At 56.3% G+C, this 16733-nt stretch carries 19 protein-coding genes; 10 read left to right on the top strand and 9 right to left on the bottom strand.

What is annotated here, in order from left to right; translation table 11 throughout:
• The first annotated feature begins 230 nt into the window (after window positions 1-230).
• On the top strand, window positions 231-1214 hold the full coding sequence (gene mbfA / locus CUC55_RS09395) for an iron exporter MbfA (protein ID WP_067649824.1): 984 nt from the start codon (window positions 231-233) through the stop codon (window positions 1212-1214).
• Window positions 1215-1259: 45 nt separating this feature from the next.
• On the opposite strand, the gene CUC55_RS09390 is transcribed toward mbfA, so the two are convergent.
• Window positions 1260-1658 (bottom strand): RidA family protein, encoded by a 399-nt coding sequence (locus CUC55_RS09390; RefSeq protein WP_067649253.1) that lies wholly within the window; start codon window positions 1656-1658, stop codon window positions 1260-1262.
• A 201-nt stretch (window positions 1659-1859) separates the two neighbouring features.
• Between CUC55_RS09390 and CUC55_RS09385 the strand changes: the two genes are divergently transcribed.
• Complete coding sequence (locus CUC55_RS09385; RefSeq protein ID WP_103087784.1) at window positions 1860-2453, top strand: TetR/AcrR family transcriptional regulator; 594 nt, start codon at window positions 1860-1862, stop codon at window positions 2451-2453.
• Window positions 2454-2468: 15 nt separating this feature from the next.
• Here CUC55_RS09385 and CUC55_RS09380 read toward each other — a convergent pair whose 3' ends face one another.
• Window positions 2469-3077, bottom strand: coding sequence for a transglutaminase-like cysteine peptidase (locus CUC55_RS09380; RefSeq protein ID WP_067649250.1), 609 nt, complete (start codon window positions 3075-3077; stop codon window positions 2469-2471).
• Between the two features lie 119 nt (window positions 3078-3196).
• On the bottom strand, window positions 3197-3985 hold the full coding sequence (locus CUC55_RS09375) for an alpha/beta hydrolase (protein WP_067649818.1): 789 nt from the start codon (window positions 3983-3985) through the stop codon (window positions 3197-3199).
• A gap of 186 nt (window positions 3986-4171) precedes the next feature.
• Between CUC55_RS09375 and infC the strand changes: the two genes are divergently transcribed.
• The 6 genes from infC to pheT all read left to right on the top strand — a co-directional run bounded on the left by infC (window position 4172) and on the right by pheT (window position 10062).
• Window positions 4172-4708 (top strand): translation initiation factor IF-3, encoded by a 537-nt coding sequence (gene infC, locus CUC55_RS09370; protein ID WP_245417735.1) that lies wholly within the window; start codon window positions 4172-4174, stop codon window positions 4706-4708.
• Window positions 4709-4901: 193 nt separating this feature from the next.
• Complete coding sequence (gene rpmI / locus CUC55_RS09365) at window positions 4902-5105, top strand: 50S ribosomal protein L35 (protein WP_045230036.1); 204 nt, start codon at window positions 4902-4904, stop codon at window positions 5103-5105.
• A 40-nt stretch (window positions 5106-5145) separates the two neighbouring features.
• Window positions 5146-5550: a 50S ribosomal protein L20 gene (gene rplT, locus CUC55_RS09360; protein WP_045230035.1), complete on the top strand. Its 405-nt coding sequence runs from the start codon at window positions 5146-5148 to the stop codon at window positions 5548-5550.
• A gap of 123 nt (window positions 5551-5673) precedes the next feature.
• Window positions 5674-6522, top strand: a complete 849-nt coding sequence (locus CUC55_RS09355) for a lipopolysaccharide kinase InaA family protein (RefSeq protein ID WP_245417731.1) — start codon at window positions 5674-5676, stop codon at window positions 6520-6522.
• Between the two features lie 21 nt (window positions 6523-6543).
• The gene (pheS, locus tag CUC55_RS09350; RefSeq protein WP_103087664.1) at window positions 6544-7626 is read left to right on the top strand and encodes a phenylalanine--tRNA ligase subunit alpha; all 1083 of its coding nucleotides are present in this window, start codon (window positions 6544-6546) and stop codon (window positions 7624-7626) included.
• A gap of 12 nt (window positions 7627-7638) precedes the next feature.
• A complete protein-coding gene (gene pheT / locus CUC55_RS09345) occupies window positions 7639-10062 on the top strand; it encodes a phenylalanine--tRNA ligase subunit beta (protein WP_103087663.1) in 2424 nt (807 codons plus the stop codon).
• Window positions 10063-10118: 56 nt separating this feature from the next.
• Here the strand turns inward: pheT and CUC55_RS09340 are convergent, their stop codons facing one another.
• A complete protein-coding gene (locus CUC55_RS09340) occupies window positions 10119-11120 on the bottom strand; it encodes an aldo/keto reductase (protein ID WP_067649241.1) in 1002 nt (333 codons plus the stop codon).
• A 117-nt stretch (window positions 11121-11237) separates the two neighbouring features.
• Between CUC55_RS09340 and CUC55_RS09335 the strand changes: the two genes are divergently transcribed.
• A complete protein-coding gene (locus CUC55_RS09335; RefSeq protein WP_103087662.1) occupies window positions 11238-12128 on the top strand; it encodes a LysR family transcriptional regulator in 891 nt (296 codons plus the stop codon).
• Between the two features lies 1 nt (window position 12129).
• Here the strand turns inward: CUC55_RS09335 and CUC55_RS09330 are convergent, their stop codons facing one another.
• From CUC55_RS09330 to CUC55_RS09315, 4 genes are all read right to left on the bottom strand, one after another.
• The gene (locus tag CUC55_RS09330) at window positions 12130-12573 is read right to left on the bottom strand and encodes a GNAT family N-acetyltransferase (protein ID WP_067649235.1); all 444 of its coding nucleotides are present in this window, start codon (window positions 12571-12573) and stop codon (window positions 12130-12132) included.
• Complete coding sequence (locus tag CUC55_RS09325) at window positions 12574-13509, bottom strand: aldo/keto reductase (RefSeq protein WP_103087661.1); 936 nt, start codon at window positions 13507-13509, stop codon at window positions 12574-12576.
• Window positions 13510-13620: 111 nt separating this feature from the next.
• Window positions 13621-14613 (bottom strand): GlxA family transcriptional regulator, encoded by a 993-nt coding sequence (locus CUC55_RS09320; RefSeq protein WP_103087783.1) that lies wholly within the window; start codon window positions 14611-14613, stop codon window positions 13621-13623.
• A complete protein-coding gene (locus CUC55_RS09315; RefSeq protein WP_067649229.1) occupies window positions 14613-15173 on the bottom strand; it encodes an isochorismatase family protein in 561 nt (186 codons plus the stop codon). The genes CUC55_RS09320 and CUC55_RS09315 overlap by 1 nt, the downstream gene beginning before the upstream one ends.
• Window positions 15174-15356: 183 nt before the next feature.
• Here CUC55_RS09315 and CUC55_RS09310 point away from each other — a divergent pair, with 183 nt between their 5' ends.
• Window positions 15357-16343 (top strand): Gfo/Idh/MocA family protein, encoded by a 987-nt coding sequence (locus tag CUC55_RS09310; RefSeq protein WP_067649809.1) that lies wholly within the window; start codon window positions 15357-15359, stop codon window positions 16341-16343.
• Here CUC55_RS09310 and CUC55_RS09305 read toward each other — a convergent pair.
• Window positions 16340-16696, bottom strand: coding sequence for a hypothetical protein (locus tag CUC55_RS09305; protein ID WP_067649226.1), 357 nt, complete (start codon window positions 16694-16696; stop codon window positions 16340-16342). The two genes, CUC55_RS09310 and CUC55_RS09305, sit on opposite strands and share 4 nt — an antisense overlap.
• Window positions 16697-16733: the final 37 nt, after the last annotated feature.

Raw genomic sequence — 16733 nt, 5'->3', positions numbered from 1 at the left:
GCAGTCTTCAAGGTAATCTTGATCATATTGAGGTGGGTCCCTCTGTTTNCCAGTAGAGGCAGGGTTCAATATCAACCTTGACGTGAATGAGCGGTCTGGGCGAGGCTCTTGTCGTCGCCTCGTTTCGAATTTGATTATCTGACTCCATTGAGTTTTAGAATTATTCTAAATTGTCTTGCCAAAATTCCTGACCGAGGGTATTTAGAATTATTCTAAATTGGATGGTTCTCATGCTCCTCAACCTCTTTTCGCGGTCCAAGCGTCCTTTCTCGTCTTTAAGCGAACAGGAAATCCTGGCCTTGGCAATATCGTCAGAAGAAGACGATGCCCGCATTTACCGGTCCTATGCCGGACATTTGCGAGCGGATTATCCGCAATCGGCCAAGGTGTTCGATGAGATGGCGGAGGTGGAGCAGGCGCATCGCAATATGCTGATCGGGATGCACCAGGAAAGATTTGGCGACGTCATTCCGCTTATTCGCCGCGAACATGTCAGCGGCTTTTACGAGCGCAAGCCGGATTGGCTGGTCAAGAACCTGTCTGTCGGGACCATGCGCGAACAGGCCGAGTTGATGGAAGGTCAAGCGATCCGCTTCTATGACGAGGCAGTCAAACATGTCACTGATGCATCGACCCGCAAGCTCTTGGGCGATCTGGCCGAGGCGGAACGTGGGCATCAGGACATTGCCGGGATGCTGGAAGGCAAGCATCTACCGGAAGACGCCAGATCCGAAGAAGAGGAAACCGCAAAGCGCCGATTTCTACTGACTTACGTCCAACCGGGTTTGGCGGGCCTGATGGATGGTTCGGTCTCGACACTCGCCCCCATCTTTGCCGCCGCCTTCGCCACGCAGGATACGTGGCAAACATTCCTGATCGGTCTCTCAGCCTCCGTCGGTGCCGGTATCTCGATGGGCTTTACAGAAGCGGCTCATGATGATGGCAAGCTTTCCGGCCGTGGTTCACCCTTCAAGCGTGGTCTTGCGTCCGGCATCATGACCGCAATCGGTGGTCTCGGCCACACGCTGCCCTACCTCATTCCGCATTTCTGGACCGCCACTGCCGTCGCTGCCGTCATCGTCTTCATGGAACTCTGGGCCATCGCCTTCATTCAGAACCGCTACATGGAAACGCCGTTCCTGCGCGCTGTGTTTCAGGTCGTGCTGGGTGGTTCGCTGGTGCTGGCGGCAGGCATAATCATCGGTCACGGCTGAGGCGAAGGGAGGGCTCAACGCGTTGTTTGAGCCCTCTTCAATGAACTATGCAGCCTGCGGAACGCGGGCGATGGCTTTGATCTCGAAGTCGAAACCCGCCAACCAATTCACGCCAACGGCAGTCCATGTGGGGTAGGGTTTTTCACTGAAGACGGTGGCCTTGACAGCCATGATCGTGTCGAACTGCTTTTCCGGGTCGGTATGGAATGTGGTGATATCAATGATGTCATCGAAGGTCGCATCGGCTGCTGCGAGAACAGCTTTCAGATTTTCGAAGGCAAGCCGCACCTGCTTGGCGAAATCCGGTTCGGCGGAACCATCATCGCGACTGCCGACCTGTCCTGAGACGAACAGAAGGTCGCCAGCGCGGACTGCTGCCGAGTAGCCGTGCTTTTCATAAAGCGCATGCCGATTGGCGGGAAAAATTGCGTCGCGTTTGCTCATTTTTNAACTCCAGATTTCAAGGCAGCAGCGTCCAGTCCTCGTAAATGCGCCAAATGCGCCTTGCGAGGTCGAATGGTCAGGCCTTTGATGACTTTACTGTTCGGGACGAATTTTGATATACGTTCCGTATGTCTAAATATGTAAACATACGGAACGTATGTCAATAGGTATACGCATCGTATGTTAATCGTGGGGTGGAACATGACACCAAAAACCCGGTCGCAAATGGTCGAAGAGACGCGCACGAAACTCATCGCGGAGGCGCGAAAAGCCTTTGCATCAAAGGGTTATGCCGCATCGTCCATGGATGACCTGACAGCGCAAGCCGGACTGACGCGCGGTGCGCTGTATCATAATTTTGGTGACAAAANGGGGCTGCTTCAGGCCGTGATCGACCAGATCGATGCCGAAATGCTGGCGAGATTGCGTGTCGTGCAGCAGGAGGCGGACACGCCCTGGCTGGGTCTGCTGGCCGAAAGCGTGGCCTATATCGAAATGGCCCTGGAGCCGGACATACAACGCATCATGCTGTTGGACGGCCCGGCAGTGTTAGGTGACCCCGCCAAATGGCCGAACCAGACGGCCTGCCTCAAGAGGATCGAGGAAACGGTTCAGGCGCTGGTCGATGACGGCACGTTAAAGCCGGTCGATGCAAGAGCCACGACATGGCTGCTGAATGGTGCTGTGTTGAACGCGGCGCTCTGGATCGCCGCCGCCGATGATCCGCGCGAAGCCTTTCCCAAAGCCGTCCAGGCTTTNCGCCAGATGGCTTCAGGCTTGCTGGCAGATGCCTGACGCTCGTCTCGGATATTATCGCAACGCGCCAACCAGAACGTCTCGACCGTCCTCGATGGAAACCCAGCGGCCCGTGTTGAACGAGGCCTGACGCTTGAGATATGTATAGTTCGTATCCGTCCAGAGCTTTACGTCATCCGAAAGGTTGTCGAGAATGAAGTCGCCGTCATTGGTGCGCAGCGTCAGCACCGCATGACCTTCTCCATCCGGCTTGCGAACGACGGTGATCAGAAGGTCGGACACGGCAAAGCCGCGTTCCATCAACTTTCGGCGCTTCAAAAGCACGAAATCTTCGCAGTCACCAGCGGTCTTGGGATATTCCCAGACTTCATCCTTGCCGTAAACTTCCAGATCGGTCATGGCGACGATAGTCGTGTTCACTTCCTTGTTGACGTCGCGAATGACCTTCCAGCCATATTCAGTGACACGCGGGGGAGGGGTCAGCTTGCTGCGAATATCGCACTCGGCCATGTACTTCTGGCAGAACTCGTAATGACCGATAGGCTGGGACGTGATGCCACCGGTGACCATGGCCGGGCTGCCCTTGTTCTCGGCCTGTGCAGAGGCCACAGAAAGTATTCCGGCCGCAACTGCCAGAAGCAGTGCCCGCGCTGCGTTCATCATGAAACCCGTCCCTTAAAATCTTAATGAAAAGTTAAGAGACGGTGGGGGTATGTGTCAATCGGAACTCGGTGTCCATGAACGCAAGATGAATAATATGGTTAAGACTGTAGCCAGTTTGCCTACGAAACAAGGCTTTTCGCCGCTGCCAGCATGCGCTCTATATCCTGTGGGCGCGACAGTCGGTGGTCGCCATCGCGGATAAGGCTCAGCACCACGTCGTCGGCAGGCAGATGCTCAAGCAGTTTGAGGGCGTGCGTATAGGGTACATCCTCGTCGTTCATGCCCTGTAGAATGTAGACCGGGCATCCGGTCTGGATAATGCCTTGCAACACGCGGTTGTCGCGTCCGTCTTCGATCAGGTCACGGGTGAAGATGTTCGGCTCTGTGCTGTATTCGGACGGCTCTTCGAAATAACCTCTGCCCTCTAGTGATGTCTTTTCTTCATCTGACAGATTGGGCTCTATCAGTTCGACGGTGAAATCCGGAGCGGGGGCGATGAGAAGCAGGCCAGCTATTTCCGGACCGATTTGAGCCTTGCGCAGCTCTTCGACCAGCCGCAGTGCAATCCAGCCGCCCATGGAGGAGCCGACGACCACGATACGTCTCGGTGCCGTGTGACGCAGCACGGCCATTGTTTCTTCCAGCCAGCGCGAGATCGTGCCTTTGTTGAAGTCGCCCTTGGATGCACCGTGGCCGGAATAATCGAGGCGGATGCAGGCGAGGCCGTTCTCTTCGGCAAATCGGTCGAGCTCCGCGGCTTTGGTGCCGGTCATGTCGGAGCGATAGCCGCCGAGCCAGACGAGAGCAGGAGCATCCTCACCATTTGTCGCTGCGCGTGAGAGTATGGCGATGTCGCGAGCCTCATCGGCAGTGCCAACCGTCAAGTATTGAATCGTTTGCTCAGTCATATCGGTGAGAATCTCCTGCATTTTGCTCTCCATGTAGCGTAAATTCGGAAAAAGCACGACAGGAGGTGATTTTTTNGCGTGGGTATGCTATTGACTTCGCGGCGGCATTCACGACATTTCCGCCATTTGCACCGACAAGCTGGTTTTTGCCGACGCGATCCCGAAACAGATCAGGAGAATACGACCATTCGCAGACCGTTCAAAGCCGATGCCCCCGTCAAAGAGGGCCCGCGCTCCAACAGGGAAATTCGAATTCCCAAANTTCAGCTGNTTGATGAAGAAGGCCAGAACCTTGGCGTCATGGCGACGGACCAGGCTCTGAAGATGGCGGAAGACGCCGGTCTCGATCTCGTTGAGATTTCGCCGAACGCAGAACCGCCCGTATGCAAAATTCTTGATCTCGGCAAGCTGAAGTATTCGTCGCAGAAAAAGGCGGCAGAAGCGCGCAAGAAGCAGAAGATCGTTGAGGTCAAGGAAATCAAGATGCGCCCCAACATCGACACCCATGACTATGAGGTGAAGATGAAGGCGATGAACCGTTTCTTTGACGAAGGCGATAAGGTAAAGGTGACTCTGAAGTTCCGTGGCCGCGAAATGGCTCACCAGGAACTCGGCATGAAGCTTCTTCTGCAGGTTAAGGAAGACACCCTGGCGATTGCCAAGGTCGAGGCCGAACCAAAGCTGGAAGGCCGTCAGATGATGATGGTTCTGGCACCAAANTAATGTGAGAGCGTCTGTATCGCAGGCGTTTTGACAAATCCGCAGGAGGATTACCTATTCCCCGTTGCTCTTTTTNATAACTACGGTTATAGGAGCGCGTCCGAACGGTCCGGCAGGGCATGCCGAGTCCGTTCTAGAATAGCTTGAAAGCAGGCTTCGTCTGCCTGTCTTTCGATACAAAAANTGGAGTAGCAAAATGCCCAAGATGAAGACGAAGTCCGCCGCTAAAAAGCGGTTCAAGATCACAGGCACCGGCAAGGTTCTCGCAGCTGCNGCCGGCAAGCGCCACGGCATGATCAAACGGTCCAACAAGTTCATTCGCGACGCGCGCGGAACCATGGTTCTGGCCGAAGCTGACGCCAAGAAGGTCGTCAAGAACTACCTGCCGAACGGTCTTTAAGACTTTTCCGCATTTTTGGACATTTTAAGGAGATCATGACATGGCACGCGTAAAACGTGGCGTAACTTCCCGCGCCAAGCACACCAAGACACTCAAGGCAGCCAAGGGCTTCTACGGCCGCCGCAAGAACACCATCCGCGCAGCCAAGGCTGCTGTGGATCGTTCCAAGCAATACGCTTACCGCGACCGCAAGGTTAACAAGCGCAACTTCCGCGCTCTGTGGATTCAGCGTATCAATGCTGCTGTTCGCGAATTCGGCCTGACCTATGGCCGCTTCATCGACGGCCTGAACAAGGCTGGTATCGAAGTAGACCGCAAGGTTCTGTCCGACATGGCTATCCATGAGCCAGCTGCTTTCGGCGTTCTCGTCGATAGCGCCAAGAAGGCTCTTGAGTACCTCAAGGATGCAGGCACCACCAACGAATTTGAAACCGCTGTAAAGTAATTACGGCGCGGACAATCTGTTGTTCATTTGAAACCCGCGCCGGTCACCGGTGCGGGTTTNGCCGTTTNGATCACCGTCCTACGGATATCACAAACCGGGCAAACGCCCATATATGAGTTCCAAATGCTGGAAGCCGCCGACCCACAGGAGCAAGCACGGGGATTTCACGTCCATCTCGAGGACGCGGATATTGCTGCCCTGATGCAGGTGCTGCTGGCGAGTGATGGCCGCATACAGCAGCTTAACCTGTCTGCGGGATCTGTCTGGATCAAACGCCAGGGCATTGAAAAAGCACCGTGGTGGATAAAGCTCCAGGCGCTTGCGGCGTCGGCTCTGCCGTATAAGTTTCTAAAGCCGTCACCAATCCTCAAGCCCGTCGAGATGATGGAGCGTGAAAGGCGGCGGATGATGGAGTTTGGCGCTAAGGGTTTTCCCGTTCCCGACATCATCTATTCCTCGCAGACGGCCATCGTCATTTCCGATGTTGGTCCCACCGTTCAAAGAATTTTGAAATGGAAACGGCGGGCGGGCGAAACAGATCATGACGCGCTTCTCATCGACTGTGCTGCGGCGATCGGGGATTTGCATGCAGCCAGCCTGTGTCACGGTCGTCCCCATGTCCGCGATTTCTTTTTGCGCGATGGCCGCATCGGTTTCATGGATTTCGAAGAAGAGCCACAAGCCGTTATGCCACTCGAGACCGCGCAGGCGCGGGATATCTGGTTGCTGTTTCTACCGCTTTGCATACTCGCGCAAAACGGCCGTGCGACGTTGGATGCGGCCTATCAGGCATGGGCGTCGCGTGCACCTGAAGCTGCAATCATTGAATTGCGGCGGCTGGTGCGTGTTCTTGGCCGTTTTTNGCCGCTCGCCCGGTTGATTGGGCGCGTGCAGATGGGTAGTGATCTGCAACGCTTTATCGTGGCGACCGATTATCTGAAGAATGCTGTTGAACCCGAAGCCGCAGGCTAAAGCCCGGCGAGGCAGGAAAAAATGACCGAACTGGATACCTTGAAATCACAACTGATGTCGGACATCGCAGGCGCTGGAGATGAAGCATCCATCGAAGCCGTGCGTGTTTCTGCATTGGGCAAAAAGGGCTCGGTATCAGAGCTTCTGAAAACACTGGGTTCGATGACGCCGGAAGAGCGCCAGACGCGCGGCGCAGCGATCAACCAGCTCAAGACCGATGTGACGGATCTAATTACCGCGCGCAAGACCGAGCTGAAAGACGCTGCCATCACGGCGCGCCTCAAGGCCGAGACACTGGATGTCAGCCTGCCGGTGCGCCAATCACCGGCAGAGCGTGGTCGCATTCACCCGATCAGCCAGATCGTAGATGAGATTACCGCAATTTTTGCCGATATGGGCTTCTCGATCGCTGAGGGCCCGGATATCGAGACCGACTATTATAACTTCACGGCGCTGAACTTCCCCGAGGGACATCCGGCCCGCGAAATGCATGACACCTTCTTCTTTCCACCAAACGAGAATGGTGAGCGCAAGGTGCTGCGCACACATACCTCGCCGGTGCAGGTGCGCACTATGGAAGCCCAGAAACCGCCGATCCGCATCGTCATTCCCGGCAAGACCTATCGCCAGGACAGCGATGCCACGCACTCGCCGATGTTCCATCAGGTCGAAGGTTTGGTCATCGACAAAAAATCAAATGTCGGCAATTTGCGCTGGGTGCTGGAAGAGTTTTGCAAGACCTTTTTNGAGGTCGATAGTGTCGTCATGCGCTTCCGCCCCTCCTTCTTCCCCTTCACGGAGCCGAGCTTCGAAGTGGACATCCAGTGCGATCGTTCCGGCCCCATCGTCAAGTTCGGCGAAGGCAAGGACTGGATGGAAATCCTCGGCTGCGGCATGGTCCACCCCAACGTTCTGCGCGCTGGTGGCCTCGATCCGGATGAATATCAGGGCTTTGCCTGGGGTATGGGNCTCGACCGTATCGCCATGCTGAAATACGGCATGCCTGATCTGCGCGATTTCTTCAACGCCGACGTTCGCTGGATGACCCACTACGGCTTCCGCCCGCTCGACATGCCTACCTTGTTTGGCGGTTTGAGCAGTTAAGGAGATAGACAAATGAAATTCACACTCTCCTGGCTGAAAGAGCATCTCGAAACCGATGCGTCTCTCGAACAGATTTGCGAACGGCTGACCGCCATCGGTCTTGAAGTCGAGGATGTCGATGATAAGGCGGCTTACAAACCCTTCGTCATCGCCAAGATTTTAACGGCTGAAAAACATCCGGAAGCTGACCGACTTAAAGTGCTGTCTGTCGATGCGGGCGAGGGTAAGCCGGTGCAGATCGTCTGCGGTGCGCCAAATGCGCGTGCCGGTCTTGTCGGCGCGTTGGCGCGTCCGGGTGACTATGTTCCGGGCATTGATGTGACACTGGCTGTCGGCAAAATTCGCGGCGTGGAAAGCCATGGCATGATGTGCTCCGAAAAAGAGCTCAACATGTCCGATAGCCATGACGGCATTATCGATCTACCGGACGATGCGCCGGTCGGCACGTCGTTCGCGACCTATGCCGGTCTTGACGATCCTGTCATCGAGATCAATCTGACGCCAAATCGCCCGGATTGCACGTCCATCTATGGCATTGCACGCGATCTCGCAGCGTCGGGCCTCGGCACGCTGAAGACAAAGCCCGCTCCAAGCTTCAAGGTCGAAGGCGCAACCCCGATTGATGTGACACTCGATCTGGACGACGCGGCACTTTGCCCCGGCTTCGGCTTGCGCCTTGTGCGCGGGGTGAAGAATGGCCCCAGCCCTAAATGGATGCAGCAGCGTCTGCTCGCCATCGGTCTTCGTCCCATCAACGCGCTGGTGGATATCACCAACTACATGACCTTCGATCAGGGTCGCCCCATGCACGTCTTCGATGCTGCGAAGGTCAAGGNCAACCTCGTCGTTCGTCGTGCCAATGACGGCGAAACCATCCTTGCGCTCGATCAGCGCGAATATAAGCTCGGTCCGAACAATGTGGTCATCGCCGATGATAACGGCATCGAATCCATCGGCGGCGTCATGGGCGGCGAGCATTCCGGTTGTGATGAAAACACCGTCGACGTGCTGATCGAATCCGCGCTCTGGGACCCGATCAATATTGCCAAGACCGGACGTTCGCTCGGTATCATCACCGATGCGCGGTACCGTTTCGAGCGTGGCGTTGACCCGGAATATATGGTGGCTGGTCTGGAGCGCACGACGGAACTGGTGCTGGAGCTTTGTGGCGGCACGGCGGGTGAAGCAAAGGTCGTCGGTTACAAGGTTTTTGAGCCCAAGATCGTCGATTTCCCGCTATCCGAAGTCAAGCGGCTGACCGGCCTTGAGGTTTCCACCGACGAGAGTCTTGATATCCTCAAGGGCCTCGGTTTCGGTATCGAAGGCTCAGGCGAACGCGTCAGTGTTTCCGTTCCCTCGTGGCGCACGGATGTTGATGGCAAGGCGGATCTGGTGGAAGAGGTTATGCGCATTCATGGCGTCGATAACATCAAGCCGGAACCGCTGGAAAGTTTCGGTGCCGTCAATGGCCGTATCCTGACCACGCTGCAAATCCGCACCCGCACCGCGCGCCGTGCGCTGGCCAGCCGCGCCATGCTCGAAGCCGTTACATGGTCGTTCATTCCAGAAGCACAGGCCAGGCTCTTCGGTGGTGGTTCGGCAGCGCTGAAGCTTGCCAACCCAATCGCTGCCGACATGTCGGATATGCGTCCTTCTCTGCTGCCAGGTCTTTTGACGGCCGCACAGCGCAATGCCGATAAAGGTTATGGCGACGTCGCAATTTTTGAAGTCTCCGGCACCTATGAGGGCGATACGCCGGAAGCTCAACGACGCGTGGCTGGCGGTGTCCGCCGTGGCACAGCATCGCTGTCCGGCTCCGGTCGCATGTGGTCGAATGTTGCAAAGGGCGGCGGCAAGCCGGTGGATGTCTATGATGCCAAGGCCGATGCCTTGGCCGTCATCGAGGCCTGCGGATTGCCGATGAGCAATGTGCAAATCGAAGCGGGCGCTCCCGGCTGGTATCATCCCGGTCGCTCTGGCACCATCAAAATGGGACCAAAGGTCATTCTCGGCTATTTTGGCGAATTCCATCCAAAGACGCTTTCTGCGCTGGATGTGTCGGGCATCTACAGCGGCTTTGAGATTTATCTCGACGCCATGCCTGAGCCGAAGAAGAAGGCCACGCGCACCAAGCCGGCGCTTGAGCTTTCACCCTTCCAGACCGTCAAGCGTGACTTCGCCTTCGTTGTGGATCGCTCTGTCGAAGCGGGCTCCATCATCAAGGCAGCCACCAGCGCTGACCGCAAACTCGTCACGGGCGTCAATGTCTTCGACGTCTTCGAAGGTGCGTCTGTCGGAGAGAACAAGAAGTCGGTCGCCATCGAAGTCCAGATCCAGCCAGTCGACAAGACACTGACGGATGAAGACTTCGAAGCTCTGACGGCAAAGATCGTCGGCAATGTCGAGAAATCGACCGGTGGCGTGCTGCGCGCTTAGAGACCTACGTCATATAAGATTAAAAAGGCCGAGGAAATGTTCCTCGGCCTTTGCTTTTAACGGTTCGCCATAGCCGCCATTTGTTCGGGGTAACGCCCGCCTGCGACCTTTGCTGGAGACAGCAAATCGCCCAGCTTCGTCACGTCCTCCCTGCTGAGAGAAACATCAGCCGCTGCGATGTTCTTTTCCAGATTGGCTATTTTGGTGGTGCCGGGAATGGGGACGATGAAGTCGCCCTGCGCCATCACCCATGCCAGAGCCAGTTGCCCGGCACTTACACCTTTTTCTGCAGCCATCTCTTCCAGCAATGTGATGAGTGCCAGATTGGCGTCGAAATTCTCGGCTTGGAAACGAGGCAGCGAACGGCGGAAGTCCGTGTCGGAGAGGCTGTCGAGTTTCTTCAATGCTCCGGTCAACACACCACGTCCTAGCGGGCTGAACGGCACGAAGCCGATGCCGAGGTCTCGGCAGGTGTCGAGTACGCCATTCGTCTCTACATCGCGGGTCCACAGCGAATATTCGCTCTGAAGTGCTGTGATGGGATGGGTGGCATGCGCCTTGCGGATTGTTTCGGCATTGGCTTCCGAAAGACCGAGATGCCTGATCTTGCCCGCCTGTACCAGTTCTGCCATGGCGCCAACAGTATCTTCTATCGGCACGTTGGGATCGACGCGGTGCTGGTAGAAGAGATCGATGACGTCGACACCCAGACGTTTGAGGGAGGCTTCGGCCACGGCGCGAACATTTTCCGGACTGCTGTCAGTGCCCACCATCATCTGTCCCGCTGGCTTGCTGGCATCGATCTTGAAACCGAATTTGGTGGCGATGGTGACTTTGTCACGATAGGGCTTCAAACCCTTTCCAACGAGGACTTCGTTGGTGTAGGGGCCGTAGACTTCCGCCGTGTCGAAAAAGGTCACACCGAGTTCGACGGCGCGGTGCAGGGTCGCAATCGAGGCATTTTCATCGGAGGAGGGGCTGTAGGCATGGCTCATACCCATGCAGCCAAGGCCAAGTGCCGAAACCGAGAGATTTTTTCCAAGAGTTCTGTTGTGCATCTGTCTGTCCTTCCATAACGGAACCGCCCGTTATTCAGCATGATGACGAAGATAGCGTGGCAAGACGGCAAAANTAATCGCTGCAATTCTTGTCAGCTTGTTCTATCATTNAGAACAATGAACCGTGTACAACTTTCCCAATTGGCTGTGCTGGCTGCCGTGGCCGAAGGGCGCAGTTTCCGCAAGGCGGCTGCGGAGCTTGGCGTCGCGCCCTCTGCTGTCAGCCACGCCGTATCTTCGCTGGAGGCGAGCCTTGGCCTTCGCCTTCTCCATCGTACCACACGCAGCGTTTCGCCGACGGAAGAGGGCAGGCGGCTGCTGGAAACCTTGGCCCCGGCATTGGCCGATATCGATGCGGTGATCAGCGCCCTTGCCGAACACGGCGGAAGGCCCGCCGGTCCCTTGCGGGTCACCATGCCACGTCTTGCCGCCGAAGACATTGTTCTGCCCAGGCTCGGCGAATTCCTGATGCTCTATCCTGAGATTTCTCTGGAAATATCCACTGACGACCGGTTCGAGGATATCGTCGCCAAAGGGTTCGATGCGGGCATTCGGCTGGGAGAAAATCTTGAGGCCGATATGATTGCCGTGCGCGCCAGCGGTGCATGGCGCGGCGCAATCGTCGGCTCTCCCGCCTATTTCAGCAGGCATCCGACACCACAGCACCCGCGTGATCTTATGCAGCATCGCTGCATTCGCCGTCGGTTCTCAAGCGGCCTCATCTATCGCTGGGAGTTGGAGAAGAACGGAAAGCCGTTGGTCGTTGACGTACAAGGACCGCTGATCCTTTCCGACCAGAGCCTCATACGCTCTGCGGTGATCGATGGAGCGGGCCTTGCCTTCGTGTTTGAGCAGCGCATCGAAGACGATATAANGGATGGAAAGTTGGTCAGAGTGCTTGAGGACTGGTGCGCACCGTTCGACGGTTTTTACATCTATTACCCCTCACGCCGGCAGATGCGTCCGGCACTGAGGGCTTTNCTGGATTTTTTCCGCGCCAGGGCGTGAGTCAGAATTTGAGCCGATAACGGATGTGGCCGTCGCTCTGGACATAGGTATCGTACAGCCTGCGAGCGCGGGCATTGTCGTCGTTGGTGTGCCAGTAGAGGCGCGACCATCCCTTGTCCTTGCAGATGGAAATGAGGTCATCGATCAATGCCCGACCGACGCCTTTGCCGCGAATGGTGGCATCGATGAACAGATCTTCGAGGTAGCAGTCCGGCGTTTTGACCCAGGTGGAATCGTGGAAGTGGTGAATGGCGAAGCCAACCACCCGTCCATCCAGAACGGCAAGACGCGCAGATACGCGAGAGGTCGTGTCGATGATGCGCGCCCATGTGTGGGCGGTTACATCCTCGGCGAGATCGACATTGTAGAAGTTGAGGTAATCATTCCACAGCGTCAGCCAATCCGCCCGGTCTTCCGGACGGGCATCGCGAATTTCCAGGTCCATTTATGCGCCTGCCTTGTCCAGAAGAGCCATCATTTCGTCCGTCAGTTTTAGCTCTGTGGCGCGCTTGAAACTTTCCAGTTGTGAAAGGCTGGTGGCGCTGGCAATTGGCGCGGTCACTGCCTTTTTACGCAACAGCCATGCCAGCGCGATATCCGCGAGCTTTGCGTTCGTTTCGGCCGCAATCGTGTCCATCGCGCCGAGAATGGCCAGACCGCGTGTGTTGACGTAGTCACCAACCCGGTAAGAGCGCGCCACTCCCTCCGTATCCGCCTTGCTGCGATATTTGCCTGTCAGGAACCCAGCCGCAAGGCTGTAATAGTTGATGACGCCAATGTCTTCTTTGACAGCCAGTTCCGCAAGCGGCCCTTCAAAGCGTTCGCGGGTGTAGAGGTTGTATTCCGGCTGCACAACATCGAAGCGTGCTAATCCTGTTTTTGCAGAGACGTCGAGGGCAGCTTGCAGGTCCGGCGCATCATAGTTGGAACAGCCGATGGCGCGGACCTTGCCTTGCTCTTTCAACTTGGTGAAAGCGCCAAGCGTCTCTTCGATTGGTGTCTCGGCATCAGGCTTATGGGCCAGATAGAGATCGATATAATCGGTCTGCAGGCGGCGTAGCGATGCTTCGACTGCTTCTGCAATCCGGTCTGCCTTGAGGCCTTTGTCGTATCCAACCTTGGAAACGATCACCGCCTTCTCACGGGCAACGGTGCCGCGTTTCAGCCATTTGCCGATGATGGTTTCCGACTCACCCCCNTCATGTCCCGGCACCCAAGCGGAATAGACATCCGCAGTGTCGACGGTGTTGAAGCCTGCGTCGAAAAAGGCATCCAGCAACTGGAAGGACATCGTTTCATCCGCCGTCCAGCCAAACACGTTGCCGCCAAAGACAATCGGGGCAACGGATAGGCCGGTTTTCCCAAGTGCACGTTTTNCCATGGAGATTCTCCCAATGTCGTTTCTGTTGAGAGTGAGGTTAGCAATCGTGCGCGCGCATAACCATTGAATTTCCTTGATGACCGGATGTCGCGTCTGTGATGCAAACAGCGCTCAGGCTGAAACGGTTCGGTAAAAACTCGGCGGCTGTGCATGATGTTGCTGCCAGACACGGCGAAGATGGCGGGCAGAGGCAAAGCCGGACCGCTCCGCAACCGCCTCCATATCCAGGCGGGAGTGTTCCAGAATATCGCGGGCAAGATTGACGCGCATCAGATTGATATAATCGACAACGCTGACATCTGTATGCTCTCGAAACAGCCGGGAGAGATGGCGTTCACTGAGATTTGCCACATCGGCAAGTCTGGCAAGTGACCAATCGGCAGCGGGATCGGCGACAATCACATCCTGCACTTTGTGGACCGAGGGATGGATGTGGTTACGACCGGACAGCCAGGGAGACATTTGCGGATCATTTGCCGTGCGGCGAATATAGATGACCATGATCTGCGCGATGCGGGCCGCAATGGCCGGGCTGGTGAGATTGGAAACCATGTGTAGCAAAAGATCGATACCGGTCGAAATACCGGCACTCGAGAAGCGCTTGCGATCTTCCACGAAAAGCCGGTTTTCCAGAACCTGCGCCAGCGGCGCAATGCGTCGAAGGTCGCTGACGCAATGCGTATGGGTGGTGCATTGATGGCCATCGAACACGCCAGCCTCGGCAGCAATGAGCGCGCCTGAACAGATGGAGACAATCGTGGTGTCGTCTCTGACCGTGCCCCGCAGCCAGTCCGCGAGAATGCGCCGTTCGTTTTGCGCGGCGGGTTGCGCGTGTTCCTGGGAGGAACTGCCGGAGATGATCACCATAGCGTCTTCAGGCAGTGTCTCTGGTAAGGCCAGCAGCCCTGACAGAGAAAGCCCTATCGTGGTGGTCTGGGTGGGATGTGCCGCGATATAGGTGCAATCGTAGCGGATCGCACTCTGTTGTTGATTGGCATACCGCAGAACTTCGAGAGGACCGGCGACATCCAGCAGTAGGGTTTGCGGCGGCAAGACGACGAAAACCGAAATGATTTNGGTGCTGGTGCCGCCGCTTGGTCTCATCATGCTGCTTTCTTGTGCGCGCTCAAAGCTTGATCCACGGTCGCGATACGGGCGAAACGTCCAGACAGAACAAGCTCGGTACGGGTGGCGATCTGTTCAGCGGAAAATATCTCACCGGAAGCGTGCGTCATCGGAAATGTCAACGTCGCTTCAGTGACGTAATCGACGGTGTAGCCGAGATCGGAGCCGTGCCGCGTTGTGGTTTCGCAGCATTGTTCCGTGCGAATGCCGGATACGATCAGGCGATTGATACCGTGTGTCGTCAACCATACATCTAGGCCCGTGCCGACAAAAGCCGAATGGCGGCTCTTGCGGAAGGTGACCGTCGGGGTAAGGCGAATGCCTTCGAGCACTCGAATGAATCCGCTTTCTTCTGCAAAGGCCTTGTCGCCATCGACATGGAATATCTGGATCACCGGAATTCCCGCTGCCTGCGCGCCATCGATTAGCTTCTGCTGGGCGGAAAGAAAAGTGGATAGGCCGCTTTCATCGAAATAGGGCGCTTGTCGGAACGATTCCTGCACGTCGATGACCAGAAGCGCTGTGTTATCATGGGACATTTTCTGTATCTCCGGTTCAGTGTGAATACAGTTTTTCCTTTTTACTTGGAAGGCGAAAGACAGGATATTGCCGAAGAAAGGACGTTTTCAGCCATGATACACCCAGCTGATCGGCTGTGGCGCCACCGTGTTGCCTCGCGGCTTTCGCGTGGTAAGGTGCCGCCCAGAAAANGGGAGATGAGAATGTTGCGTTTCGGAATTCTATCGACGGCGAAAATCGGTCGGGAGCTTGTCATTCCTGCCATCCAGGACGCGGAAAATGCTGTCGTCACCGCCATCGCCAGCCGTGATTTTAGCAAGGCGCGGGAACTGGCCGACCGTTTCTCCGTGCCACATGCCTTTGGGTCCTACGAGGAAATGCTGGCCTCGGATGTTATCGATGCCGTCTATATTCCGCTGCCCACCGCCCAGCACGTGGAGTGGTCGATCAAGGCCGCCGATGCGGGCAAGCATGTGTTGTGTGAAAAGCCGATTGCGCTCCAGGCAGATGAAATCGACAGCCTGATTGCCGCACGAGACCGCAACAATGTGTTGATATCAGAAGCCTATATGGTGACCTACGCGCCGGTGTGGCTGAAAGTGCGCGAGTTGCTGGCCGCCGGTGCCATCGGCACGCTCAAGCATGTGCAGGGATCATTCACCTATTTCAACCGCGATCCCGGCAATATGCGTAACATCCCCGAACTTGGTGGCGGCGCTTTGCCGGATATCGGGGTCTACCCCACCATCACCACACGCTTCGCGACCGGAAAAGAGCCGAAGCGTGTTCAGGCCGTTGTCGAGCGTGACCCGGAATTTGGCACTGATATCTATGCCAGCGTGAAGGCAGATTTTGGTGATTTCGAACTCAGCTTCTACATCTCCACCCAGCTTGCGGGCCGCCAGCTCATGGTTCTGCACGGCACCGAAGGTTATATCGAGGTCAAGTCACCCTTCAATGCGGACCGCTGGGGTGCCGAAGAGGTGGAACTCACCAACCAGAACCACGGCGTGTCACAGATATTCCGCTTTCAGGATAGCCGACAATACCGGCGCGAGATCGAAGCCTTTACCAAGGCCGCCACCGGTGAGGCTGCGGATGTCGTGACGCTGGAAAGCTCCAGAAACAGCCAGCGTTTCATCGATGCGATCTATCGGGCGGCTGAGAAGGACGGGTGGGAAACGGTTTAAACCACGCTCTCGCGTCGCTTCAGGGCTCGGCGATATCCAAATACGCCGAGCACGAGCGACGCCAAGGACGCGACGATGAAGGCAATTGGCCATTGGATCGCCGGGTTACGCGTCAGTATGAGCGCAAAAAGCCCGGAGCTTACGAGCATGGTGATGCCACTTATGATGGTAGCCAATGCGTCTTTTCGCTGTGCGTAGCGCTGAAACAGGACAAGAGAAACAAACGCGACACACAGGCCCAACAAACGGGCAACAATAATGTCCAAGCCTGCAATACCGATCAGGCCATATGTCGCAAGTCCGTCAAAAGCCACTAAGGCAAGGTTCAGCGCAGTGAATGGCAGAAGTGGCACGCTTTAATTCCGATGTTCGAATTGCGATGCCATCTGC

This window comes from Agrobacterium bohemicum, from assembly GCF_002896715.1.
Classification (GTDB): Bacteria; Pseudomonadota; Alphaproteobacteria; order Rhizobiales; family Rhizobiaceae; genus Agrobacterium; species Agrobacterium bohemicum.
This window is presented reverse-complemented; position numbering and strand designations above follow the sequence as displayed.

Coding starts and splice junctions, on each gene's coding strand:
- mbfA (WP_067649824.1), top strand. CDS start 231: ATGCTCCTCAACCTCTTTTCGCGGTCCAAGCGTCCTTTCTCGTCTTTA.
- CUC55_RS09390 (WP_067649253.1), bottom strand. CDS start 1,658: ATGAGCAAACGCGACGCAATTTTTCCCGCCAATCGGCATGCGCTTTAT.
- CUC55_RS09380 (WP_067649250.1), bottom strand. CDS start 3,077: ATGATGAACGCAGCGCGGGCACTGCTTCTGGCAGTTGCGGCCGGAATA.
- CUC55_RS09375 (WP_067649818.1), bottom strand. CDS start 3,985: ATGACTGAGCAAACGATTCAATACTTGACGGTTGGCACTGCCGATGAG.
- rplT (WP_045230035.1), top strand. CDS start 5,146: ATGGCACGCGTAAAACGTGGCGTAACTTCCCGCGCCAAGCACACCAAG.
- CUC55_RS09340 (WP_067649241.1), bottom strand. CDS start 11,120: ATGCACAACAGAACTCTTGGAAAAAATCTCTCGGTTTCGGCACTTGGC.
- CUC55_RS09330 (WP_067649235.1), bottom strand. CDS start 12,573: ATGGACCTGGAAATTCGCGATGCCCGTCCGGAAGACCGGGCGGATTGG.
- CUC55_RS09315 (WP_067649229.1), bottom strand. CDS start 15,173: ATGTCCCATGATAACACAGCGCTTCTGGTCATCGACGTGCAGGAATCG.
- CUC55_RS09310 (WP_067649809.1), top strand. CDS start 15,357: ATGTTGCGTTTCGGAATTCTATCGACGGCGAAAATCGGTCGGGAGCTT.